Here is a 23,925-nt window from a genome sequence, read left to right on the forward strand (position 1 = left end):
ACAAACTCTTCCGAGCCTGTTGGGTGGATAGCCACAACGCTGTCGAAATCCGCTTTGGTTGCGCCCATCTTCATGGCAACGCCAAAGCCTTGGATCATCTCGTCAACAGCAAAGCCGATACCGTGAAGACCAACAACCGTCTCTTCTTCACCCGCGCAGATTAGCTTCATGCGGCATGGCTGGCGGTGTTGGGTGACAGCGGTGTACATGGCCGTAAAACCAGACGTGTAAACCTTCACGTTCTCTTCCCCGTACTGTGCTTTCGCTTCTTGTTCTGTCAGACCAATGGTGCCGATAGGTGGGTGGCTGAATACCACGGTCGGGATCAGCGTGTAATCCATCTTGGCGTTGGTTTTGCCATTGAACAGACGCTCAGAAAGTTGGCGACCTGCTTTAACTGCCACAGGGGTAAGCTCAACGCCACCTTCCATGATGTCACCCACACAGTAGATGCCAGCCACGTTTGTGTTCTGGAACTCATCCACTTTGATGTAGCCGCGAGCATTGGTTTCAACGCCTGTTGCTTCCAAGTTGATTTTGCTGGTGGTCGGGTTACGACCAATCGCCCAGATGAGCAAATCAGTGTTGTGTGATGTGCCGTTTTCAAAGTGAAGCGTCACTGAACCATCCGCTTCTTTCACGACTTCTTTTGGCGTTGAATGGGTGTGAAGGCTTGGGCCTTCTGCTTCCATCACTTCTACCAAGGTATCGATAATCATCGGGTCGAAGGTACGAAGCGGCGACTCTTTACGTACAAACAGGTGCGTGTCTGTACCTAGAGCATTAAGAACACCGGCGATTTCAACGGCAATGTAGCCTGCACCCACAACAGCAACGCGTTTTGGCTGCTCAGTAAGCTCAAAGAAACCGTTTGAATCGATGCCATGCTCAGCGCCTGGTACGTTCGGAATGGTTGGTTCGCCACCGACTGCAATTAGAATATTGTCAGCGGTGTAGTGCTCGCCGTTCACTTCGACGGTTTTCGCATCTACAAATTTAGCAAAGCCATTGATGACTTCGATGTTGTTTTTGCCCAATACGTTTTCGTAAGAGGTATGAATGCGTCCAATGTAGGCTTCACGGTTTTCGACCAGCTTTGCCCAATCGAATTTGTTTACCGTGGTATCGAAACCATAGTCAGGGCCATACAGTTTGATCGCTTCAGCAACTTGAGCGCCGTGCCACATCACTTTCTTTGGAACACAACCTACGTTTACACAGGTGCCGCCTAAGTGTTTCGCTTCAACAATTGCTACCTTTGCACCATACATTGCCGCACGGTTAGCCGATGCAATACCACCACTACCACCACCGATACAGATGTAATCAAAATGCTTGGCCATTTTATTCTCCATGTGATTATTCTTATTTCCGCACTGATAGCGGTAATCCAATATTTCCCAATAGTAACAGACCCGATGGGGGCTGATTTTTACTCAGGTACAATCCATTCTACAAACTGATGACCTGTCGCGGGCGCAATTTTGCTTTGCAGCCACGGTAGAATTTCTTTCATCTGCGCTTCAAGCGTCCAAGGCGGGTTGATCACAATCATGCCTGACGCCGTCATACCGCGCTCTTCAGAATCGGGTGCAACCCCTAATTCGATTTGAAGGATTTTACGAACGCCGAGCTTTTCTAAGCCACGGGTGATCAAGTCGATATTTTTACGATACACCACCGGATACCAAATTGCATAAGTGCCAGTCGCCCAGCGGGCAACGCTTTCTTCAATTGCATCAACCACGTCTTGGTATTCGTGTTTTAGCTCATAAGGTGGGTCTATCAACACCACGCCACGACGCTCTTTCGGCGGAAGGCTAGCTTTCAAACGCGCGTAGCCATCTTCTTTGAACATTTTTACCTGACGGTCGCCACGAAATTCTTGCAGTAGCAGCGGGAAATCCGTTGGGTGAAGTTCGGAAAACATCGCGCGGTCTTGGTCACGCAGCAATGTTCTGCCGACTTTTGGCGAGCCTGGGTAATAGCGAAGTGACTCGCCATCATTCAAGCTGCTAATGACATCCAAATACGGCGCTAATGCTTCCGGCACATCGTCGCATTGCCAAATCTTGCCAATCCCTTCTTTGTATTCGCCGGTCTTTTCTGCATGTTCATCGGCGAGATCGTAACGACCCGCACCGCTATGCGTATCGTGATACACAAAGGCTTTATCTTTTTGTTTAAGCGATTCAATGATAAGGCTCTGAACAATGTGTTTAACCACATCGGCATGGTTGCCTGCGTGGAAGCTGTGGCGATAACTGAGCATGATAGACCTGAATGAAAACGGACAAAAGTAGCGAGCATTATCGCTTATTGAGGCGTAATACCCAAGCGGCCAAGAGGGGCTGGATTTCAGAGTTAGTTAGCGTGTCCAATGCGAGACAAACTTTCAGAACAATAGCAGGCTATTTGATGTGAATTTGACGAAGTAGTGGGCATGCTGAAGCGCTTTCGAAGGGCGAGAGTACTATAAGGATGCGCTTAAACGGTTTTTAAAGGAATGAAGGGGAAAGTTGCGATCATGATGTCATTTACTTATCGCTGAAACCTGCTAATTCGGGTTGCTTGGGTATATCTGCAGCATCAGCATTGAAAACCCGTTCATTTGCCATCATAACTAGAGCATTGAGAAAGAGATAAAGGAATTGACCATGTCCAACCCGTTGCTGTCGTTTACCGATTTGCCTCCCTTTTCTGCTATTAAGCCGGAACATGTTCAACCCGCGGTGGAGCAAGCCATCGCTGATTGCCGCTCCGCGATAGAAGCGGTGTTGGAAAACAACACAGATCCAAGTTGGGACAACATTTGTGTGCCGCTCGCAGAGAGTGACGACAGGCTCAGCCGCATTTGGTCGCCGATTGGACATATGAATGGTGTGGTGAACAGCCCTGAGCTTCGAGACGCTTATGAGGCATGTCTGCCGATGCTGTCTGATTACTCAACATGGGTAGGTCAAAACAAGCCATTGTATGACGCGTACAAAGCCATTAAAGCGCGTGACGATTTTGACTTTCTAACGCCAGCGCAGCAAAAGACCATCACCGATGCATTGCGTGATTTCGAATTGTCAGGCATTGCATTGCCACAAAAAGAGCAGCATCGATTTGGTGAGATCAGCAAGCGCTTGTCTGAGCTTTCTTCTAATTTCTCAAACAATGTGCTTGATGCCACGATGGGCTGGAGCAAGCAGATCACAGATGTGAACGAACTTGCAGGCATGCCTGAATCAGCACTGGCGGCAGCACAAGCGCAAGCTGAGGCCAAAGAGCAAGAAGGATACCTGCTAACGCTTGATATTCCGTCTTACCTGCCAGTGATGACCTACTGCGATAACCGCGAGCTTCGTGCAGAGATGTACCAAGCTTATACCACGCGAGCCTCTGATCGCGGACCTACTGCGGGTAAGTGGGACAACACTGATCTCATTAGCGAAACCTTGTTGCTGAAAAGCGAGATATCTCGACTCCTCGGTTTTGCTAGCTACAGTGAGCTGTCGTTGGCCACCAAAATGGCACAATCGACAGATCAGGTTTTGACCTTCCTTAATGAACTTGTCGACAAAGCGCGTCCACAAGGCGAACAAGACTTTCAGGCGTTGGAACAATTCGCTAAAGAGAATTTTGGCGTTGAAGCATTAGAGCCTTGGGATGTGGCTTACTATTCCGAGAAACTCAAGCAACACCAATACAGTATTTCGGACGAAGAACTACGCCCATACTTCCCTGAAAACAAAGTGGTAGCCGGTTTATTTGAAGTGCTTAAGCGTGTATTTGGCATGGACGTGAAGCGCCGTGATGACGTGGATGTGTGGCACGAGTCAGTATCGTTTTACGATATATTCGATGGCAAAGGTGAGCTGCGTGGCAGCTTCTATTTGGACTTGTATGCCCGTGAACATAAACGTGGCGGAGCATGGATGGACGATTGTCGCGGTCGTCGAGTGACGGCGTCTGGTGAGCTTCAAACCCCTGTCGCATACCTAACCTGTAACTTCAACAAGCCTATCGGTGGCAAGCCTGCACTGTTCACGCATGATGAAGTGGTCACTTTGTTCCATGAATTTGGTCACGGCATTCACCACATGTTGACGCAAGTGGACGAATCATCTGTGTCCGGTATTAACGGCGTGCCGTGGGATGCGGTAGAGCTGCCAAGTCAGTTTTTAGAAAACTGGTGCTGGCAAGAAGATGCACTAGCGTTTATTTCGGGTCATTTTGAAACCGGAGAGCCTCTGCCAAAAGACATGCTCGACAAAATGCTAGCAGCGAAGAACTTCCAATCAGCGATGTTCATTTTACGTCAGCTAGAATTCGCACTGTTCGATTTTACCCTGTTCACGCGCTTCGACCCAGAGGAAGGTGCGAAAGTATTGGAAACGCTCGCCGAGGTGAAAAGCCGAGTCTCAGTGGTGCCATCCCCAGAGTGGAATCGCTTCCCGCATTCGTTCAGCCACATCTTCGCGGGTGGTTACAGTGCGGGCTATTACAGCTACCTTTGGGCGGAAGTGTTGTCGTCAGATGCGTTCAGTCGCTTTGAAGAAGAAGGCATTTTCAATACCGAAACTGGCGCGTCATTCCTAGAGAATATTTTAGAGCGCGGCGGCAGTGAAGAGCCCATGGAGCTGTTCAAACGCTTCCGTGGACGCGAGCCATCCCCCGATGCGTTTTTGCGTCACAGTGGTATTGGCGCTTAACTGACTGTTAAAGTCGTACAAAAAAGCACGGCAATTGCCGTGCTTTTTTATGCCTGAAACATCGCTAGGCGATGATCAAAGGCCAGTGTTGGTCGCATTGACGCTGGGCTTCCAGTGCTAATTCTGCAGACATAAGCGGGTTATTCGCTTCCCATTCATGTGGCAGAGTGAGTGTCAGCGCATCGTATTCTGCGTTCAATGTCACGACGGGAAGCGTTTGGCTGTCACGGCGGTGACATAAGATCACAGCAAGTCGCAATATGCGTAGAATGCGATTCGCGCTGGTGGCCGATACTGCGCTTTGCGCGCCAATTGGTTGCAGTTGTTCGCGATACTGACGAAGTAGCTGAGCAAGCAGTTGTTTCTGCGCTTGTGTAAAGCCCGGCAAATCGAGATTTTTTATCAAGTATGCAGCGTGTTCGCCGTCTTTCTTGAAACCAATGCTCATGCCAATTTCGTAAAGCTCGGCGGCAGAGTTCAACATATCTTCCGCGATAGGCTCAACGATCCATTTATCACCACACTGGCGAAGCAGGTTGGCGGCCATGTTAGCGACGCTGTTAGCGTGAGCCTGATCGAGCTGATAACGAGACTGTATGCTTTGAATAGTACGGATGCGAATGTCTTGCTGCTGCATTGTATTCATCATGCCATACACTAGGCCTTCACGAAGCGCACCGCCTGCCAGTGTCATCGAATCGATGTCGAATTGCTCAAAAATCGCGATAAGAATTGATAGGCCGCTTGGGAATACCAAGGCACGCTCTAGCGTCAAACCATCAATATCGAGTTCTTCTACCTGACCAAACCCGATGGCCTGCTTGCGTAATCGATGCAATTTGGCGAGGGTGATAACTTCGTCCATGCCTTGTGCAATCATGATTTCTTGCAATGCCTGAACGGTGCCGCTGGCACCCACACAAACATCCCAACCAAGAGAGCGATAGCGTTCAACAATCGGCGCTAGGACTTGTTTGGCACCGTCAATCGCACGGTCAAAGCTGGCTTCTGTTAGCGAGCGGTCTTTGAAGTGTTGTTCAAGCCAAGTAACACAACCCATATCAAGGCTGGTTAATGCCGCAGCATCAAATCCTTCACCGATGATAAGTTCTGTGCTGGCACCACCGATATCCACAACCAATCGTTTACCTTTACCACCAGAGGTGTGTGCGACACCTTGATAAATGGTGCAAGCCTCTTCCTCACCTGTAATAACCGTGATGGGGTGGCCTAAAATCTGATTGGCTTTTGCAATGAACTCATCGGTGTTTTTGGCGCTGCGAAGTGCTGCCGTAGCGACAATACGAATATTCTGAGGGTCGATATCTTGTAGGCGTTCAGCGAACAAAGAAAGGCAATCCCAACCGCGCTGCATTGCTTCGCTGCTGAGGTTAAGGTGTTTGTCCAAACCTGCGGCGAGGCGGACTTTGCGTTTGATTTTTGCCAGCGTTTGCACACTGCCTTGAACCTCGCGAACAACCAGCATATGAAAGCTGTTTGAACCGAGGTCAATGGCAGCGTACAGGGGCGAACGCGCGTGATCCATGCTGTGTTACCCCTGAGTGTTTTACGCTTTATTCTGCGGCGGACGACGACGACCGCGGCCACGATTTTGCGGGCCAGTTTTGTTGCCTGACGTATTGCGGCGACTATTAACCTGACGCGGACGTTGCAGGCGGATAGGCGGCGGTAAATCGGTCATCAATGCGTCTTCACTGTATTCAGACACTGGGATAGCATGATCGATATATTCTTCAATGCCTGGCAGATTCACGGCGTATTCTTCACACGCGAAACTGATAGAGTGACCGCTTGCACCAGCACGACCAGTACGGCCAATACGGTGAACATAATCTTCGCTATCGTCAGGTAGATCGTAGTTGAATACGTGTGTTACCTGAGGAATGTGCAGACCACGAGCGGCAACGTCAGTTGCAACCAGAATGTCGATGTCACCTTTGGTGAAATCTTCAAGGATCTTCATGCGTTTTTTCTGAGGCACATCACCCGTTAGCAAACCAGCGCGTAGTTCATCAGCAGCCAAGTGGCCCCAGATTTGCTCACAGCGGTGCTTGGTGTTGGCAAACACAATCGCACGTTCTGGCCAATCTTCTTCGATCAAAGTCTGCAGCAAGCGCATCTTGTCGTTGTTTGATGGATAGAACAATTCTTCCTGAATGCGGTGACCGGTTTTTTGGTCGGGTTCAACCACAACATGTTCAGGGTTTGTCATGTGCTCAAACGCCAATTCCTGCACACGGTAGGAAAGGGTCGCTGAGAACAGCATGTTTTGACGCTCAGCCGGAGCAGGCATGCGGCGGAACAAGAAACGAATGTCCTTGATAAAGCCTAGGTCGAACATACGGTCCGCTTCATCAAGCACGACGGCTTGAATCGCGTTCAAGTCGATCACACGCTGCTTGTAGAAGTCGATAATACGACCACAGGTGCCGATAAGAATATCAACGCCATTTTCCAGAACTTCTTTCTGCTTGTCGTACGCTTCACCGCCGTAGGCCAAGCCAGCGGTCAGTGAGGTTGAGGCCAGTAACGGGGCAGCATCGTTGTAGATCTGGATCGCAAGTTCGCGCGTCGGTGCCATAATGATGGCTCGCGGGCAGTTTTTCTTGCGGTCGGCAGGTGCCTCCGTTGTCAGCAAGTGATGGAAAGTCGCAGTCAGGAATGCCAGTGTCTTACCTGTGCCCGTTTGGGCCTGTCCTGCAATGTCTCGGCCGGTGAGCAGGACCGGCAATGCCAAGGCTTGAATAGGGGTACAGTTATGAAACCCTTTTTCTTCCAAACCTTTGATGACATCGGCGTGTAGACCGAAGTCGGCAAATTTTTGCTCTGTGAGATGCGTCATTTTCATCAGCATAGAATATCAGCTTAGGCTTGCAATACGATAGTGAATACATTCAAATAGTGTGATGATTTACTGGTTGGTATATCACCAGTGACAAAAAGTAATCATTGGAGTGAAAGATGAGCGACAAGATTTTGCAGCTGACAGACGACAGCTTCGAGGCAGATGTTATCAATGCTGCAGGCCCTGTACTGGTTGATTTCTGGGCAGAGTGGTGTGGTCCATGTAAGATGATCGCCCCTATTCTTGACGAAATCGCTGAAGAGTACGAAGGGAAAGTCACTATTGGTAAATTGAATATCGACCAAAATGCAGGTACCCCACCTAAATTCGGTATCCGTGGTATTCCAACATTATTGCTGTTTAAAGACGGCGGTGTAGCGGCAACGAAGGTTGGCGCTCTGTCAAAAACTCAACTGAAAGAGTTTTTAGACGCAAACCTATAATGTGACAAATAAGCCGTGTACCACTCAGGACACGGCTTATTTGTTTCTAGTAACTAGACAGTTCCCCGATCTGGTGCTAACTTATTGCACGTAAAGTGTACATCTGTTCATCTCTTGATCACACCCGTGATTCCTAAATTCAAACTAATTCAGACCTCAACTTTGACTGACAAGACACCTACCACTATGAATCTTACCGAACTGAAGAATCAGGCCGTTTCTGAGCTGGTCGCCTTAGGCGAAAGCATGGGCCTTGAGAACCTTGCCCGCCTCCGTAAACAAGACATTATCTTCGCGATTTTGAAACAACATGCGAAAGGCGGCGAAGATATTTTTGGAAACGGCGTGCTGGAAATTCTTCAGGACGGTTTCGGCTTCCTGCGCAGCGCAGACAGCTCTTACCTTGCTGGCCCAGATGATATCTATGTTTCACCAAGCCAAATTCGCCGCTTTAACCTGCGAACTGGTGATACCATCTCTGGCAAAATTCGTCCGCCGAAAGACGGCGAGCGTTACTTCGCACTGTTAAAAGTGAACGAAGTTAACCATGACAAACCTGATAATGCCCGCAACAAGATCCTGTTTGAAAACCTGACGCCTCTGCACGCTAACGAGCGTATGGTGATGGAGCGTGGTAATGGCTCAACCGAAGATATCACAGCACGTGTGCTGGATTTGGCATCGCCAATCGGTAAAGGTCAACGTGGTTTGATTGTTGCTCCGCCTAAAGCGGGTAAAACCATTTTGCTGCAGAACATCGCACAGAGCATTGCCCACAACCACCCTGAGTGTGAGTTGATGGTACTTCTGATTGACGAACGTCCTGAAGAAGTGACCGAAATGCAGCGTTTGGTTAAAGGTGAAGTGATCGCTTCTACCTTTGATGAGCCAGCAAGCCGTCACGTACAAGTTGCGGAAATGGTTATCGAAAAAGCAAAACGCCTTGTTGAGCACAAAAAAGACGTAGTTATCCTTTTGGATTCTATTACACGTCTGGCTCGTGCATATAACACCGTGGTACCAAGCTCAGGCAAAGTACTGACAGGTGGTGTGGATGCGAATGCATTGCACCGTCCTAAGCGTTTCTTTGGTGCTGCACGTAACGTTGAAGAGGGCGGAAGCCTGACCATCATCGCAACGGCATTGGTTGATACCGGCTCTAAGATGGATGAAGTTATTTACGAAGAATTTAAAGGTACAGGTAACATGGAACTGCACCTATCTCGTAAGATTGCCGAGAAGCGTGTCTTCCCTGCGATTGATTTCACCCGCTCTGGTACCCGTCGTGAAGAGCTTCTTACAAAGTCTGATGAACTACAGAAAATGTGGATTCTGCGTAAGATTGTTCATCCTATGGGCGAAATTGATGGCATGGAATTCCTGCTTGATAAGCTCTCGATGACCAAGACCAACGAAGAATTCTTTGAAGCAATGCGTCGTCAGAAATCGTAACGCGCATCATGCAACAAAAAAGCATCGCTTAGGCGGTGCTTTTTTTTGCCTGAATATTTTGATGTCGCTGTCCAGTAAGTTGTAGTGTGTGTCATTGGGTCGATCGCGGTGAGCGTTATTAGGGTTAGATTGCACCGAATACCTGCTTAACAGTGCGTCGATACTGGCGTATATGGGTTGCTAAATATGAGAATGAGCCTCAGAATTGAGCAAGCATATTATTCAGCCAGTGGATTAGGATGTACTGGTGCAGGATTTCTGGGATGAAACGTTCACTCGCTTTACTACTCATATTATTTTTCGTCCTCTTTGGCGGCGTTTCTCGTGCTATCACGATTTCTCCCGATGACGTTGCTTCGCACATAGCCGATCCCAACTCCGTTTCCGCTATTCTTAAAGCGACCGCGCTTTTTGACGACAACAAAATCCCTCAACTCGATACTTATCTTGCTTCAATGCCAACCTTGCTGCGTGAAGAAACGCTGACGGTATTGGCGCGTAGCGCCTTGGATTTTTCCCATATGACGCCTGAGCGTGAAAAGTTTCTCGTTAAGATAAGCCATCAACAACCTAAGTATTTGGTGAAAAGTCAGGGCAATGGCTATTGGGTCACTATGCCAGCCTTTAACTATGCTGGAGAGGCAAAATGGGTACTGAATCGTTGGGAGATCAAACTGCTTGAGAACGAAGCGAATCGCCTGCTTAACTATGATCAATTGTCATTGGCTAAATGGTTGTCTTTCTCGTCAGCTGATTATGCATTGCGCCGAGAAGCCTTAGTTAGCCTGATCTCCCATTTAACGCTGCCTGCTCTCGCCAAACTTGAAACCTTATATATCAACGATAAAAGTATGGTGTGGAGCCCAGATAATGCGGTATTGGCCGCATTGACGAGCAGAACGGGTAGTGATGAATTATACAATCTACTGTGGTTGCGACGTACGGACAATTACAGCTTAGAAGTGCTGCAAAAGCTCGATGTTCCGCCCATTACTGAGCTTGATATCGATCAGATGATCGCTGCCACGGTGAATCCCGTATTGGCCGACACGGCATTGAGACAACTTTCAAGTTTGAATCCGCTGCCAGACAGCGTGAAGGCGTTTTTACTGAAGAAAATTGGTGATCGTCGTCAGGGTGAAGCCATCGTTGTCTTGCTGGCTAAGAAGGGGCATCGAGGTTGGTTACTGCGAATGCAAAAGCAAGCATCAGGCGTAACCCGTCGTAATATTGAGAACGGACTAGAGAGTGTGAAAATCTAAAAGACATGTTCATCGTTTCTACTCCCTTGGCCGTGTTACAGGCAATACATCTCGTTATAATCAACCCCTCACATCTCATCTGGGAAGGCCATGAAATTTACTGATTTACGTGCATTTATCGACTATCTGGAATCTGTCGGTGAGCTCAAACGCATCTCTCATCCTGTCGACCCAAATCAGGAAATGACAGAAATTGCCGATCGTGTATTACGAGATGGCGGCCCTGCTTTGTTGTTTGAAAACCCCGTGGGATATGACATTCCCGTGCTGGCGAATTTATTTGGTACTCCAAAGCGTGTTGCTATGGGAATGGGGCGAGAAGATGTCACGGCACTTCGTGAGGTAGGGAAGCTGCTCGCGTACCTTAAAGAGCCTGAGCCACCAAAAGGCTTTAAGGACGCGTTGGATAAATTGCCCGTGTTCAGGCAAGTGCTGAATATGCCAGCCAAAAAGCTTCGCAAAGCCTCTTGTCAGGATATTGTCTGGACAGGAGATGACGTCGATCTGGATAAAATCCCTGTTATGAGTTGTTGGCCGGGCGATGTAGCACCGTTGTTGACGTGGGGCCTGACGATTACCAAGGGGCCAAACAAAAAACGCCAGAACCTTGGTATTTATCGCCAGCAAAAAATCGGTAAGAACAAAGTCATCATGCGCTGGCTTGCGCACCGTGGTGGTGCGTTGGATTTACGTGATTGGATGGAAACCCACCCAGGTGAACCATTTCCTGTCACCGTGGCGTACGGCGCAGATCCCGCCACCATTCTTGGTGCGGTCACGCCAGTGCCAGATACTTTGTCAGAATATGCCTTCGCAGGATTACTTCGTGGCAGCAAAACCGAAGTGGTCAAAAGTTTAAGTAATGACTTAGACGTGCCAGCCAGTGCAGAAATTGTTATGGAAGGCTACATTGACCCGAATGAGTATGCTGATGAAGGCCCTTATGGCGACCACACCGGTTACTACAACGAAGTAGAACGTCATCATGTGTTTACTGTGACGCACATTACCATGCGTCAAAAACCGATTTATCACAGTACTTATACAGGCCGTCCACCGGATGAACCAGCAGTGCTTGGCGTCGCATTGAACGAAGTATTTGTGCCTATTTTGCAAAAGCAATTTCCCGAGATTGTGGATTTCTATCTGCCGCCGGAAGGCTGTTCTTACCGCATGGCGGTAGTGAGCATGAAGAAGCAATACCCAGGACATGCTAAGCGCGTGATGATGGGCGTGTGGTCTTTCCTTCGTCAATTTATGTACACAAAATACGTCATTGTGGTGGATGAAGATGTTGATACACGTGATTGGAACAGCGTGATTAACGCCATGACCACTCGCATGGATCCGCAAAGAGACACTCTGCTAATAGAAAACACGCCGATCGACTCATTAGATTTTGCGTCGCCAGTGGTGGGGCTAGGCTCAAAAATGGGTCTAGATGCAACCATCAAATGGGAAGCCGAGACCATTAACTCACCTGTGCCTAACGAAACCAAGTCAGATGAAGCTGTTCTTGATGCGGCGCTTAGTGCGGTACGTGAGCAGTATCCAGAGATTGTCGAACTCTATTTACCACCGGAAGCGAATGCGAGCCAGATGGCACTTGTGACTATCAAGAAGGAAGCGGTAGGACAAGGTCCTCGGGTGATGGAAGGTCTTTGGACCCAGCTAGGGCCGATCACTGACCTGAAATTTGTCATGGTGTTTGATGAGGGTGATGTCAACGTACGCGACTGGAACGATGTAATTTGGGCAATAACCACCCGAATGGATCCTGCTCGTGATACCCTATTTAGCTGTACTCGCTCGCTAGATACGCAGGCTGACTCTGATCAAGAGGCGTCGCCAGTTGCGCTGGGCGGGTCTAAAATGGGGTTAGATGCCACCAATAAATGGCAAGGTGAATCGACCCGAGAGTGGGGAACACCGATTGCTAAAGATCCGCAAATTGTCGTGAGCGTCGATAAAATGTGGGACAAACTGGGTATTTAGTCCGTGTTTAAAGTAAACCTAATGCCAGCAGGAACTGAGTTTGAGGTTCCTGCTCACCAAACACTATTACAAGGCGCGCTCAGCGCAGGAATAGCATTTCCTAACCGTTGTCAGATCGGTGCTTGTGCAACTTGTCTTTGCAGGTTGATAGAAGGTGATGTGCGTTATCATCTAGAGCCTATGCTCACCGAACAAGAAAAAGAGCAAGGCTGGATATTTGCCTGTCAGGCCATTCCTAGCAGTGATCTGGTGGTTAGTTTTGAGGAAAGCGATGACTATTAAATGTGAAGTAACGTCAGTGTCGTCACTGACCAATAACACCTATCGAATTTTATTAAAGCCAGAGCAGCCTGTGAGCTACAAAGCGGGTCAATACCTGCTTGCTGTGATGGGCGAGAAAGACAAACGTCCGTTCTCGATCGCGAGCAGCCCTTGTCGTCAAAATGGTCATGAGCTTGAGTTACACATCGGTGCGGCGGAAGAAAACGCTTATGCGATGGACGTGGTAAAAGCGGCTAAGCAGACTTTTGAGCAAGGCGACAACTCTTTTACTATCGAAGCCCCTCATGGTGATGCTTGGCTTCGTGAAGAGCGTCAACGTCCACTGATCTTGATTGCTGGTGGAACGGGTTTTTCCTACGTGCGCAGTATGGTCGATCATTGCCTGAGCCAAGGTTTCTCACAACCTATTTTCCTTTACTGGGGTGGTCGTGATATGAGCCAGCTTTATGCCAATGACGAAATGGAAGCCTTGGCGTTGAAAAACCGCCAGCTTACCTACATTCCTGTGGTGGAAAATGCCCCGGAAGGATGGCAAGGCAAGCAAGGTAATGTGTTGCAGGCAGTGATGGAAGATTTTGTCTCGCTGCCAGCGTACGATGTTTACATCGCAGGTCGCTTTGAGATGGCGGGTGCGGCGCGAGAGATGTTCTGCACCGAGCGTGGCGCAGAGCGCGATCACCTATTTGCGGATGCGTTTGCATTTCTGTAAACACAGAAGAGCACAGCATAAAAAACACCGCCATTTGGCGGTGTTTTTGTTTGGAAAGCGATAACACGTTTAAGTCTGTATTTGTGCTTATGATTGCACTTAGGCGAGCGAGGACGCCTCAATTTTCTTCTTCACCCACGTTTCATTGATCCAAAGTGACGCCAATATCACCGCACCTCCCATCGCAAGCGTTCCCAAATCCGCATCGCGGTTCCAGATAAGCACATTGACCACAATACCTGCTGGCACTAACGCATTGTTCATGACAGCTAACGCCCCCGCATTGACCAGCGTTGCACCTTTGTTCCAAAGGAAATAACCCAATCCAGATGCGATCGCACCAAGGTAAATCAAAATGCCCCACTGCGTCGATGTGGTTGGTAGTTTGTCTGTGTTACCCAGTAGTAAGAAAGCGGGTAGGGCAACGCACAATGCGCCGATGTAGAAGAGCCCAAATACAGTATGCTGCGGCAGACTATCTTCAGAGCGCTCCATCACGACTTTGTAGCTGACCTGTCCGATAGCAAAACAAAGGTTGGCGCCCTGAACAATCAAAAAGCCCTGCATGAAGTTAGGGTTGATCGAGGCAAACTTGATTAGCACTGCGCCAAGTACAGCCAATGCGGCGGTCATGAGGTACCAAGGTGAAAAACGGCGATGCAACAAGTCATACGTCAGCGTGACATAAACTGGCGTGAAAACCGTGAACAGTAAGACTTCAGGAACGGACAGATACAAAAAGGATTGATAGTAAAAGCAATACATCAACCCCAGTTGGATGCCGCCAATCGCCATGAGCTTGAGCATAAGCGGACGAGGTACGCCTTTGAGACGTAAGAATGGTAGAAAAACCACCGCCGCCAACGCCACCCGAGTGACCACAGAAAACCAAGCATCAACCTGCCCAGCCAAGTAAACGCCAATTAGGCTAAATGAAAAGGCCCACAGGAGTGTGATAAACGCGAGATAACCCATAACGATCCCTATTTGGTAGTAAATTGCCGCAAAGTGTACCCGAAATTGCAGCAATAGGTAGGGATCGTCAATCTGGACGGAGCAGAGGGTCGAGTCAGAGCGATCAGTTTGGCAGTGGCACCATGAGCATGTCGACAGGCGTCTTATTTATCAGCTGTTTGGCAGACGAAATTAAGGTGCTCCAAAAATCCTGATGATGACCACAGATCACCAGATCAATGCCGAAGTGTTGAATGGACTCGGTGATCTCTTCTGCTAAATCACCACTGGCAACCAAGGTGTTTGTCACTGGCACATCAACATGTTTCGCGAGCGTATTAAGCTGCGATTGTGCTTCATCAATGATGTGGTTGCGCGTTTCAACCATGTTGACGTCAATCAGCCCAGTGTAAAGCTGAGCGTAATTCACATCGATGTGGATCAATGACAGCTTTGCCCCCAATGGCTTTGCAAGCGCAGCTCCTTTTTGCACCAAAGATTCGCTATCTGCGGACAGGTCAACAGCGACCAAAATGTGTTTATAGCTCATAGCCTAACTCCTAAAAGGTTCTCATTGAGGCTTGCTAGCGTGGTTCGAGAGCCTTGTGTTTATTTTGCGTTGTGGTGCTCGTAGAACTGACCGAAAGCAGTTCAGTGTTTACTAGCAATGAAATCTGATCAGAAATTACCACTGTCTCCAAAGCAAGACTGTAGCAGAGATCCCAATGCCAGAGAGCACCATAAGAACTTATTACTCAAGAGGCATTGTGAGGGTTGAAATACAAACGCTTGCCAGACAAAATGCCCATTATATTGAAGAGAAGGGATACAGTTCATGCTAGCAAAACCAATGATTGACCAACTGAATGCTCAGATTAATTTGGAGTTTTTTTCATCAAATCTATACTTACAAATGAGTGCTTGGTGTGAAGACAGAGGGTTTGAAGGTGCAGCGCAGTTTATGCGTAAGCATGCGCAAGAAGAAATGGAGCATATGCAGCGCTTATTCACTTACGTGAGCGAGACAGGTGCAATGCCAATTCTTGGCACGATTGAAGCGCCGCGTCACCATTTTGAATCACTCGGCGAAGTGTTTCGTGAAACGTACAAACATGAGCAACTCATTACTGAGAAAATTAACCATTTGGCACATGTGGCGTTCACCACGCAGGATTATTCTACGTTCAACTTCCTGCAATGGTATGTCGCCGAGCAACACGAAGAAGAAAAATTATTCAAAAGTGTTATCGACAAAATTGAACTGGTAGGGGAAGACGGAAAAGCCCTGTTCTTCATTGATAAAGATTTGGCAGAGATGGCAAAACAAGCGCCTACTTCTGTGATGGATAGCCCCGTGGCGTAACACTATTATCGTGTCTTCGCTCGGGCTTCCCATCGTTAATAATGGGAGATGAAACCATGAGCGGAGACGCCTTAATTATTGCAATTTTTTTCGTCGCGCTAGCGAACATACTGCGCTATTTGAGTTCGCTTCGGGCGCTACTCGTGATGATGCGTGAAGCCAATCCGTTGCTGTATCAGCAAATGAACCGTGGTAGTAGTAACTTTTTCTCCTCTCAGGGCGACATCAGCCGCCAAAAGCGATTGTTTCACTATATTCGCTGTCAGGAATATCTCCATCACCATGATGGGGCATTTATTGCTAAGTGCAATAAAGTCAGACACTTGTTCATTCTATCGACCGCCCTTGTACTCGCTTTGATTTTTTCACTCTTTTTTGTGGCGTTCACTGGTCTTTAAGTTCCTTCTTAGCGCATAACAAAAAAACGCCGACAGATGTTGGCGTTTTTTTTGATACCCTCTTTACCAAGAAAAACATCGATAAATGAAAGGACAACGACGTGGATGGATTTTTGGCGTGGTGGCGCTCGAGTTCGGAAGAGCTCAATTTTGCTTGGCTTGAACATATTGCAGTACTACTCGCGATGGCAGCGTTTGCATGGCTTGTTTGGCGAGTTGTGTTTGGGCGCTTGGTCGCGATATCGATGAAAACCAAAACGGAATGGGACACCATCATGCTGCAATCGGTCAGCGTTCCCATCAGTGTATTGATTTGGTTGTGGCCCTCTAGTTTTGTGCTGGACAGCGTAATAGCCGTCACTGAAAAAACAGGTGAGAGTTGGCTGTTTATCTCCAGGAGAGTGATGGTATTCGCTGTCATTCTTTGGATCATGTTGCGCTTGGTTAATCGCATTGAAGCCTACTTGATGAAATCCGATACTCGCGACCAAACTACCGTGTCTGCCATGGGACATGTGCTGCGCTTGCTCCTAGCGGTTATCGGCGTACTGACGGCATTGCAGGCGTTTGGGATTAGCTTGACGGGGTTGCTGACCTTTGGCGGTGTTGGCGGGTTAATTGTTGGCCTTGCAGCGAAAGACTTACTGTCAAACTTCTTTGGCGGTTTGATGATCTACTTTGACCGTCCTTTTAGCGTTGGGGATTGGATTAGCTCACCTGATAGAAATATAGAAGGAACGGTTGAGCGCATTGGTATGCGCATGACCATGATACGCACCTTTGAAAGTCGCCCGTTATACGTACCCAACTCTGTTTTCAGTAGCATTGTGGTACAAAACCCTTCACGAATGCAGCATCGACGTATCAATGAAACCATCGGGCTTCGTTACAAAGATGCCAGCAAGATGGCGGCCATTGTGGCGGATGTTAAAGTCATGCTCGAGACACATCCTGACATAGAACAACGTTCAACCTTGATGGTGAACTTCGATGCTTTTGCTGGTTCATCGCTGAACTTCTTTATTTATACGTTTACCAAGACCGTCAATTGGGCGCGTTACCATGAAGTCAAACAAGACGTGATGCTGAAGATTGTTGAAATTGTTCATGCACATGGCGCTGACTTTGCCTTCCCATCACGCACCATCTCCTTTGATAAAGACGAGGCTATCGAGGCTGCCATCCCCGTGCCTGAGGCCATTGGCGGCACATCAAATACGCCATGAGTGGTAAACTCACTGGCTCAAGGTGATCAGGGCGGCTACAATGCCGCCCTATTTGAAACCAGACCGAATTGAAGCAGTAGAGTGTAGTGATGAAGCAAGTTGATGTGGTGATCATTGGTGCAGGTGCCGCAGGCCTGATGTGCGCCGCGCAAGCAGGTAAGCGCGGTCGTTCCGTGCTGGTGGTCGACAATGGCAAAAAACCGGGACGAAAAATTCTTATCTCCGGTGGTGGTCGTTGCAACTTCACCAACTACGACGTCACAGCGGCGAACTTTGTTTGTCGTAACCCGCACTTTGCTAAATCGGCATTGGCGCAATATAGCCAGTGGGATTTCTTCTCCATGGTTAATGAGCATGGCATTGCGTGGGAAGAGCGCGATCACGGCCAATTGTTTTGCATTGATTCGGCGAAAGATATCGTCGAAATGCTGCTAAAAGAGTGTAATTTACCGAATGTTGAGCAGCGTTACCGTTGTGACGTGCATGACATCGAAAAAACAGACGAAGGTTTTACCTTAAAACTGGATACCGACACCGTAGCTTGCCAATCACTGGTCGTTGCTACCGGAGGGTTGTCCATGCCTAAATTGGGTGCGACGCCGTTTGGCTATCAAATCGCGGAACAATTTGGCCTAGCGCGAATCCCTACCACCGCTGGCTTAGTACCGTTCACGCTGCATGATAAAGACAAAGCGGCGTTTTCCGATCTGTCAGGCATTGCGATACCGGTTACTGTCACGTCAGAAAACGACGTGACGTTTAAAGAAAACCTCTTGTTCACCCATCGTGGTCTGTCTGGCCCTGTTGTGCTGCAAATCAGCTCTTACTGGGTGCCAGGAGAGAAGGTGACGGTGAACCTGCTGCCGGATTTGGACGTGGTAGACACATTGAATGCCATGCGAGAGAAGCATCCTGCTCAGAGCTTGAAGAATAGCTTGTCCCGCTTACTGCCTAAGCGCTTGGTTGAAGCGATGATCACGCGCGGTGATATTGAAGATAAACCGCTTAAGCAGTTAAATCCGAAAGACATTGAAAAGCTCGCAGAGTACCTGCACCAATGGAACATTGCGCCTAACGGCACTGAAGGCTACCGCACGGCGGAAGTGACCTTAGGTGGCGTGGATACAGACGAATTATCATCAAAAACCATGGAGACAAAGAATGTCTCTGGGCTTTATTTTGTTGGCGAAGTCATGGATGTATCAGGCTGGTTAGGTGGCTATAATTTTCAGTGGGCTTGGAGCTCAGGTTGGGTTGCAGGGCAACATGTTTGATGTGTGACCGTCACGGATCATGACTGACGGGTTTGGACGTAACTAATTGAAAAACAATCAAGATGGAGTCTTTTTAAGGCTCCATTAATGTGATGAAACACAGCTTTTTTTCTACGCGCTGACACGATGTTTTAAACCCTCAAAATAAACCTTTACAAAAATAACTGTTCGAGTATTATTCACCTCGCTCTGTTGTGCAGGGTTATTAATGAAACACGAAAGTAAAAGTAAAAATTCAGTTTGCCTTCCATTGTTGTGCCCTCTGCGTTTCCCTTAGCTTCATCGTAACATTCAATAATTCAGGTTCTCAGTGCATCGCATTATTGCGAATTTCTTATGAATTAATAAATTAAGGGACACACAATGTCTAACAAAACAACTGGTCTGGTAAAGTGGTTTAACGAAGAGAAAGGTTTCGGTTTCATCACTCAAGACAACGGCGGTGCTGACGTATTCGTTCACTTCCGTGCAATCGCTTCTGAAGGCTTCAAGACTCTGTCTGAAGGTCAGAAAGTATCTTTCGAAGTTGAGCAAGGCCAAAAAGGCCCACAAGCTGCGAACGTAGTAGCTCTATAATTTCGAAAGAAGACGCAGATGGTTATCCATCTGCGTTTTTTTATGTCTAAAATTCGCCAAATCCACTATATATACCTTCTTCGTAATACTTTCTAACGCTTCTCAATCTCCTGTTTAAATTCTCTTCATGTGCTTCTTTGCGCAATTTCAGTCGATATTTTTATCCCAATTATATTTATTAGCCGCTTATATTTATGCCGCTATTTCGATAAGTCGTTTAGCCACTTAACGCAACGAACTGCGTGTTAAGCGGTATTATGAACAAAAAAGGCGCTACCCGAAGGCAGCACCCATTTGCGATGATGTGATGATATCTGCTCGAAGGGACTTAACCGAAATAATACGAAACACAGTTACCAAAAGGGTCTGTTGTTGCAGACCAGACCCTTGGGCGTAAATCTATCGCAAAAACAGCTTAAACATGATCTTCTGCCACCACTTTCCATAAGGGGGAGTCATGAGCTGTCCTGGGTTGAGCTTCCCGCGGGTGAAAACGGTTTTGGCATGGCTGAATGTACGAAACCCTTCAATACCGTGGTAACTCCCGAGCCCTGACGGCCCAACACCGCCGAATGGCGCATCGTCGACCGCCACTTGCATGATGGTGTCATTGATCGCGATAGAGCCCGAGTGGGTATGGCGGATCACATGACGTGTGAAGTTCTCATCGAAGGTCATCAAATACAGGGCGAGAGGGCGCGGCATTTCCTTTACTGTATTAATGACATCATGCACATCTTGATAGGTAATGATGGGCAGCAGAGGGCCAAAGATTTCTTCCTGCATGATGGCGCTTTCTTCGGGTGGGTTGATCACTAGATGAAGCGCCATTTTCCGTGATTCTGGTAAGGATGCGATATCGCTAAGTGGAATGACGTTAATGTCGCGCTGTTTGGCATCATCAATCAGTGACTCAAGCCTTGCGAATTGGCGGTCATTAATAATGGCAGTGCGATCATCACTTTGTATGCCTTTTGGATAGGCGGCTTGCCACTGAGCTCGCAGCGCTTCGATCACCTCATCCAATTTATCTTCGTGAATAAATACATGGTCAGGTGCGACACAGATTTGTCCCGCATTGAGGTTTTTGCCAAATATTAGTCGTTCAGCCGCCAGTGCAGGGGAGATGTCAGGCGCAATGATCACCGGAGATTTTCCACCTAACTCCAGTGTGACTGGCGTTAGGTTGGCGGCTGCTGCTTCCATCACTTTCTTACCCACTTCGGTAGAACCGGTGAACAGCAGGTGATCAAAAGGGAGTTGGGTAAATGCTGTCGCTACCTCAACCTCACCTTCCACAACAGTGACTTGGTCTTCGGAAAAGGCATCGCTTAGTAGGGCTTTTAACGCTTGATTGGTGAGCGGGGTAAACTCGCTCATTTTCAGCATCACGCGGTTGCCGGCGGCGATCGCTGTCATCAGTGGGATAAGGCTTAACGTGATGGGAAAATTCCACGGCACGATGATACCCACCACACCAAGAGGTTGGTAATGCACCTCTACTTTAGCCGGTGTAAGTAATAGCCCAGCAGAGCGGCGTGAAGGCTTCATCCAGCGCTTTAATTTGCGCTTGGTATACCTGAGCATTTGAAAGCAAGGCATGATGTCAGCCATCAAGCTGTCGGTGTGGCTGCGATGACCATAATCTTGCGATAAGGCATTAACCAGCGCATCAGCATGCTTACTTAGCGCGGATTGAAGGCGAGTCAAATCATCAATGCGTTGGGCATAGCTACTATCGGAAACCTGACGACTCAAGCCGACTTGTTTAGAAAACTGTGCTTCCAACAACTCAATTTGTTGTTGAACTGGCATTGGATTGGCCATTGAGACCACTGTCATGTTTACGCGTCCTTCATGCGATATGCCTAGCGCTACATTAAATTGTGTCGCAAAAATTTGCAAATTTGATACATATTACGGTGTTACTGCAATGTGCTGGCGATCTGATTCGAAAATACGCATGAATTGCTCTAAATATGTCGACATGATGCTGGCATTTTTTTTCTCACCCAATGCGGCCATGAGTTCAATACCTACCTCACAAGTACAGAGCGACCCCGAGGGTTGATTACGGCGCAATGAATAGCGGGTTGTCAGTCCTTCGGGCAACGTTACCGTTGGGACATCCTCTAGCCAAGGGCTTTGACGAAGCATTTTCCTAGCCTGTTGCCAGGTCGCATCCACAATAATGAAATGCAGCGGCTTGGCGTATGACGCGGATGATTGGCGAGATACGACCTTATCGAGTGGCTGCGCGGTATCGCTTGGGAAGACCAAGAAAGGCTGAACTGCGGGATCAGCCAGCAGGGTGAGCAACTCTGACGGTGGCGTTTTTCGCTGCCAAATATGGCGGCGGCAATGAGGTAATGCCGCCTCCAAAAGCCGACCGGTGTTGCTCGTGCGTTGAGCTTCGGTTTCGTGCATTAATAGCTCAATACGCAACTCGCTGGTTAGCGATGGAGTATGCTCGCATAAGCAATTGTAATGAAAGCCACAGCCTTGGCACGGTGCTGGTTTGGTCGACAAAATGGTTTCCTTAGGGTCTGTTGATCTTTGGTGGCTAAATTTTGTTCTAGCTAAAAGCGTTTAGGCGAGGCGAGGTGTGTGCCGCCTAGTCATTCTAAGCAAACACGCCTCAACAAAGCATAAAACGCTTTTGGCAGAACCCTTCGGGCAGCGTTTGTGGCGACTTTCTCCTGCGTTATCGACTTCTCATGTAGGCCACTACACATCGTAGCCTCTGCCTTGTATAAAGCCGCCACAAACTGCTGCAAAAATCATCACCAAAGATCAACAGACCCTAGTGATGATTTTCGTCATGGTGTTATTTGAAGGTGATGCCTTGTTGTTGAGGGTATATGCCGTCAGCAAACAAATAGGTATCACTTTCATCAGGAAGGCTCACTTCAGGGGCCAGCGAAGGGTTGCTCGGATAGCGTTTTCCGTCAAACATGAGCACGCGTGTGGAGGCTTTCGCACCGCCCCCACCCACTGGCATGATCAAATCACGCCAGCCGTTCTGTGTGATGCTTCCTAGCTGGAAGGGTAAATGCACCAATGTGATGCGACTGTTGAAGACCCAATCACCGTTTTGGTTGGCAAACACCAACAATGTACATCCACCGGTGCCGCACCAATCGGTAAAAACGAAAAGTTCGTCTTCGCCATCATCATTGAGGTCTTGCGTTAACCAACGATAACGCATGCCTGCAGCTTCCTTGGCGGCATCGCCAAGGTATGCCAGCAGTGCCGCATCCACGTCTGGGTTATAGATTGCAGAGCCTTCGACGCCGTAAGAGGTTACCTTTGAGCCCGTGGCAGACACGGCGGTTACTTCACTGCCTACCATCAATGATAAGGCCAACCCTTCTGTGCCTAAGCTGTACTCGCGGCCATTGACGGTTTCAGTTTTCGCCGTGAGTGTTAAACCATTGCGCTGAAATACGCGCTCACTGACCAGATATTGCCCTTGATGACGCGTCATCATCACTTGAACTTCATTGGGGCTGACTTGTTGCCATACGCCCGTTTCTTCGATATCAGGCTCATTGACTTGCTGGTAGCGTGTGGTCGCCGAATGATCAGCATTGAGGGTGACGGTGGTGGTGAGTCGAACCTCTCCTTGTGTTGTGATGCCTTGATAATCGCCGACCCAAGCTTGGGTGGGATCATTGGCTGACAAGGTGGCACAGCCTTCCCATGACTGATTGCCTTTGGTGAATGTGGATGTCCAGCCATAGATACTGTCACTCATGCCATCGCTACACAGTGCAGGGCGAAGTGTCAATGTGGCACCTTCTGCGTGGTAAATACGAGCTTCTTGGCTGATATGACGTTCCTTGAGCGTGAAGTTTTCACTTTCAAAGCCCAAGCGACTTAATTGCAGTGTATTGCTAGAGATCGACACTGACCAAAACGGTTCAGTCCCTGACGCCACAGTGAGATTGCGACGTTGCTGACAGCCATCAATTTCAGCAGACATGAGATTGAGTTGCGTGACTTTAAAGCTTGCTGGGTAATCTGCAGCAAATCCATCGTGTGGCGGAGCGACAAATTCACCAATCACTTCGCCATAAATGGTGTTGTACGGACTTGAACTCAGCGCCATGCTTTGTTGAGCCGTGGCGGGATCAAACTGCAGCCAATATTGGCTATTACTACCACAGGGGGTAATGGCTCGAGCCTCGTGTCCCAGTGTTACTTCGCCGCGCAACATAAAGCGTTGGATTGATGGCGGCTTAACGGCTTGGTCGGATGCCTTTTGGGATGCCTGCGGGGATAAGTCGTCCGAGTTGCCCAGTTCGACGGGGCCCGAGGGTGACAGGCTACAGGCCGAAAGCAAGCTAATCGCACTCGCGATGCTCAGTGTTTTGATAAGGCGACAGTTTGAGGTTGGCAACGGAGATTCCTCTTCTCTTTCAT

General features: G+C 48.4%; 21 protein-coding genes and 1 pseudogene. 13 read left to right on the forward strand and 9 right to left on the reverse strand.

All coding sequences use genetic code 11. The features are described from left to right. The coding region (gorA, locus tag LRP50_RS10030) for a glutathione-disulfide reductase (protein WP_274164331.1) at positions 1–1,343 on the reverse strand (1,343 nt) is incomplete at its 3' end. A gap of 89 nt (positions 1,344–1,432) precedes the next feature. Then, entirely contained in the window at positions 1,433–2,272 is an 840-nt protein-coding gene (locus tag LRP50_RS10035) for a 23S rRNA (adenine(2030)-N(6))-methyltransferase RlmJ (protein ID WP_274164332.1), read from the reverse strand. A 385-nt stretch (positions 2,273–2,657) separates the two neighbouring features. On the opposite strand from LRP50_RS10035, the gene prlC reads away from it, so the two are divergent. Then, positions 2,658–4,700, forward strand: a complete 2,043-nt coding sequence (gene prlC, locus LRP50_RS10040; protein WP_274164333.1) for an oligopeptidase A — start codon at positions 2,658–2,660, stop codon at positions 4,698–4,700. 64 nt (positions 4,701–4,764) lie between these two features. Here prlC and gppA read toward each other — a convergent pair whose 3' ends face one another. Together gppA and rhlB are read right to left on the reverse strand one after the other, a co-directional pair. Then, positions 4,765–6,246 carry a guanosine-5'-triphosphate,3'-diphosphate diphosphatase gene (gene gppA, locus LRP50_RS10045; RefSeq protein ID WP_274164334.1) on the reverse strand — a complete coding sequence of 494 codons (1,482 nt, stop codon included), beginning with the start codon at positions 6,244–6,246 and terminating at the stop codon, positions 4,765–4,767. A 21-nt stretch (positions 6,247–6,267) separates the two neighbouring features. Beyond that, entirely contained in the window at positions 6,268–7,569 is a 1,302-nt protein-coding gene (gene rhlB, locus LRP50_RS10050; protein ID WP_274164490.1) for an ATP-dependent RNA helicase RhlB, read from the reverse strand. A 113-nt stretch (positions 7,570–7,682) separates the two neighbouring features. On the opposite strand from rhlB, the gene trxA reads away from it, so the two are divergent. From trxA to fre, 7 genes and pseudogenes are all read left to right on the forward strand, one after another. After that, on the forward strand, positions 7,683–8,009 hold the full coding sequence (gene trxA / locus LRP50_RS10055) for a thioredoxin TrxA (protein WP_028025756.1): 327 nt from the start codon (positions 7,683–7,685) through the stop codon (positions 8,007–8,009). Positions 8,010–8,195: 186 nt separating this feature from the next. Further along, positions 8,196–9,461, forward strand: coding sequence for a transcription termination factor Rho (gene rho / locus LRP50_RS10060; RefSeq protein ID WP_028025757.1), 1,266 nt, complete (start codon positions 8,196–8,198; stop codon positions 9,459–9,461). A 263-nt stretch (positions 9,462–9,724) separates the two neighbouring features. Then, positions 9,725–10,723, forward strand: coding sequence for a hypothetical protein (locus LRP50_RS10065; protein ID WP_274164335.1), 999 nt, complete (start codon positions 9,725–9,727; stop codon positions 10,721–10,723). Between the two features lie 90 nt (positions 10,724–10,813). After that, positions 10,814–12,191 (forward strand): annotated as a pseudogene (gene ubiD, locus LRP50_RS10070) (4-hydroxy-3-polyprenylbenzoate decarboxylase); the annotation flags it as partial. Positions 12,192–12,205: 14 nt separating this feature from the next. Continuing rightward, positions 12,206–12,718: a UbiD family decarboxylase gene (locus LRP50_RS25735; protein WP_420791218.1), complete on the forward strand. Its 513-nt coding sequence runs from the start codon at positions 12,206–12,208 to the stop codon at positions 12,716–12,718. Between the two features lie 21 nt (positions 12,719–12,739). After that, positions 12,740–13,000: a 2Fe-2S iron-sulfur cluster-binding protein gene (locus LRP50_RS10075; RefSeq protein ID WP_274164337.1), complete on the forward strand. Its 261-nt coding sequence runs from the start codon at positions 12,740–12,742 to the stop codon at positions 12,998–13,000. Next, positions 12,990–13,709, forward strand: a complete 720-nt coding sequence (fre, locus tag LRP50_RS10080; RefSeq protein WP_274164338.1) for an NAD(P)H-flavin reductase — start codon at positions 12,990–12,992, stop codon at positions 13,707–13,709. Before LRP50_RS10075 ends, fre begins: the two co-directional genes overlap by 11 nt. 99 nt (positions 13,710–13,808) lie before the next feature. Here the strand turns inward: fre and LRP50_RS10085 are convergent, their stop codons facing one another. Continuing rightward, positions 13,809–14,684, reverse strand: coding sequence for a carboxylate/amino acid/amine transporter (locus tag LRP50_RS10085; RefSeq protein WP_274164339.1), 876 nt, complete (start codon positions 14,682–14,684; stop codon positions 13,809–13,811). Between the two features lie 103 nt (positions 14,685–14,787). After that, entirely contained in the window at positions 14,788–15,213 is a 426-nt protein-coding gene (locus tag LRP50_RS10090) for a universal stress protein (RefSeq protein ID WP_028025763.1), read from the reverse strand. A 285-nt stretch (positions 15,214–15,498) separates the two neighbouring features. On the opposite strand from LRP50_RS10090, the gene ftnA reads away from it, so the two are divergent. The 5 genes from ftnA (at position 15,499) to cspE (ending at position 19,500) form a co-directional block, all read left to right on the forward strand. Beyond that, complete coding sequence (ftnA, locus tag LRP50_RS10095; protein ID WP_274164340.1) at positions 15,499–16,026, forward strand: non-heme ferritin; 528 nt, start codon at positions 15,499–15,501, stop codon at positions 16,024–16,026. Between the two features lie 56 nt (positions 16,027–16,082). Beyond that, a complete protein-coding gene (locus LRP50_RS10100; protein WP_274164341.1) occupies positions 16,083–16,424 on the forward strand; it encodes a universal stress protein UspB in 342 nt (113 codons plus the stop codon). A gap of 101 nt (positions 16,425–16,525) precedes the next feature. Next, on the forward strand, positions 16,526–17,650 hold the full coding sequence (locus LRP50_RS10105; RefSeq protein ID WP_274164342.1) for a mechanosensitive ion channel family protein: 1,125 nt from the start codon (positions 16,526–16,528) through the stop codon (positions 17,648–17,650). 89 nt (positions 17,651–17,739) lie between these two features. Next, positions 17,740–18,924: a BaiN/RdsA family NAD(P)/FAD-dependent oxidoreductase gene (locus tag LRP50_RS10110; protein ID WP_274164343.1), complete on the forward strand. Its 1,185-nt coding sequence runs from the start codon at positions 17,740–17,742 to the stop codon at positions 18,922–18,924. A gap of 363 nt (positions 18,925–19,287) precedes the next feature. Next, a complete protein-coding gene (gene cspE, locus LRP50_RS10115) occupies positions 19,288–19,500 on the forward strand; it encodes a transcription antiterminator/RNA stability regulator CspE (RefSeq protein ID WP_274164344.1) in 213 nt (70 codons plus the stop codon). 399 nt (positions 19,501–19,899) lie between these two features. Here the strand turns inward: cspE and LRP50_RS10120 are convergent, their stop codons facing one another. The 3 genes from LRP50_RS10120 to LRP50_RS10130 form a co-directional block, all read right to left on the reverse strand. Continuing rightward, positions 19,900–21,342, reverse strand: coding sequence for a coniferyl aldehyde dehydrogenase (locus LRP50_RS10120; RefSeq protein WP_274164345.1), 1,443 nt, complete (start codon positions 21,340–21,342; stop codon positions 19,900–19,902). A gap of 75 nt (positions 21,343–21,417) precedes the next feature. Next, a complete protein-coding gene (locus LRP50_RS10125) occupies positions 21,418–22,029 on the reverse strand; it encodes a tRNA-uridine aminocarboxypropyltransferase (RefSeq protein WP_274164346.1) in 612 nt (203 codons plus the stop codon). Between the two features lie 298 nt (positions 22,030–22,327). Then, positions 22,328–23,902 (reverse strand): COG3650 family protein, encoded by a 1,575-nt coding sequence (locus LRP50_RS10130; protein WP_274164347.1) that lies wholly within the window; start codon positions 23,900–23,902, stop codon positions 22,328–22,330. Positions 23,903–23,925 lie beyond the last annotated feature (23 nt).

It is taken from the genome of Enterovibrio gelatinilyticus (assembly GCF_028683095.1).
GTDB lineage: Bacteria > Pseudomonadota > Gammaproteobacteria > Enterobacterales > Vibrionaceae > Enterovibrio > Enterovibrio gelatinilyticus.

Excerpts from the sequence above, each read along its gene's own strand:
- ftnA (WP_274164340.1), top strand. The coding sequence starts at position 15,499 with ATGCTAGCAAAACCAATGATTGACCAACTGAATGCTCAGATTAATTTG.
- prlC (WP_274164333.1), top strand. The coding sequence starts at position 2,658 with ATGTCCAACCCGTTGCTGTCGTTTACCGATTTGCCTCCCTTTTCTGCT.
- rhlB (WP_274164490.1), bottom strand. The coding sequence starts at position 7,569 with ATGAAAATGACGCATCTCACAGAGCAAAAATTTGCCGACTTCGGTCTA.
- trxA (WP_028025756.1), top strand. The coding sequence starts at position 7,683 with ATGAGCGACAAGATTTTGCAGCTGACAGACGACAGCTTCGAGGCAGAT.
- LRP50_RS10065 (WP_274164335.1), top strand. The coding sequence starts at position 9,725 with ATGAAACGTTCACTCGCTTTACTACTCATATTATTTTTCGTCCTCTTT.
- fre (WP_274164338.1), top strand. The coding sequence starts at position 12,990 with ATGACTATTAAATGTGAAGTAACGTCAGTGTCGTCACTGACCAATAAC.
- cspE (WP_274164344.1), top strand. The coding sequence starts at position 19,288 with ATGTCTAACAAAACAACTGGTCTGGTAAAGTGGTTTAACGAAGAGAAA.
- LRP50_RS10075 (WP_274164337.1), top strand. The coding sequence starts at position 12,740 with ATGCCAGCAGGAACTGAGTTTGAGGTTCCTGCTCACCAAACACTATTA.
- rho (WP_028025757.1), top strand. The coding sequence starts at position 8,196 with ATGAATCTTACCGAACTGAAGAATCAGGCCGTTTCTGAGCTGGTCGCC.
- LRP50_RS10120 (WP_274164345.1), bottom strand. The coding sequence starts at position 21,342 with ATGACAGTGGTCTCAATGGCCAATCCAATGCCAGTTCAACAACAAATT.
- LRP50_RS10090 (WP_028025763.1), bottom strand. The coding sequence starts at position 15,213 with ATGAGCTATAAACACATTTTGGTCGCTGTTGACCTGTCCGCAGATAGC.
- LRP50_RS10100 (WP_274164341.1), top strand. The coding sequence starts at position 16,083 with ATGAGCGGAGACGCCTTAATTATTGCAATTTTTTTCGTCGCGCTAGCG.
- LRP50_RS10085 (WP_274164339.1), bottom strand. The coding sequence starts at position 14,684 with ATGGGTTATCTCGCGTTTATCACACTCCTGTGGGCCTTTTCATTTAGC.
- LRP50_RS10110 (WP_274164343.1), top strand. The coding sequence starts at position 17,740 with ATGAAGCAAGTTGATGTGGTGATCATTGGTGCAGGTGCCGCAGGCCTG.
- gppA (WP_274164334.1), bottom strand. The coding sequence starts at position 6,246 with ATGGATCACGCGCGTTCGCCCCTGTACGCTGCCATTGACCTCGGTTCA.
- LRP50_RS10035 (WP_274164332.1), bottom strand. The coding sequence starts at position 2,272 with ATGCTCAGTTATCGCCACAGCTTCCACGCAGGCAACCATGCCGATGTG.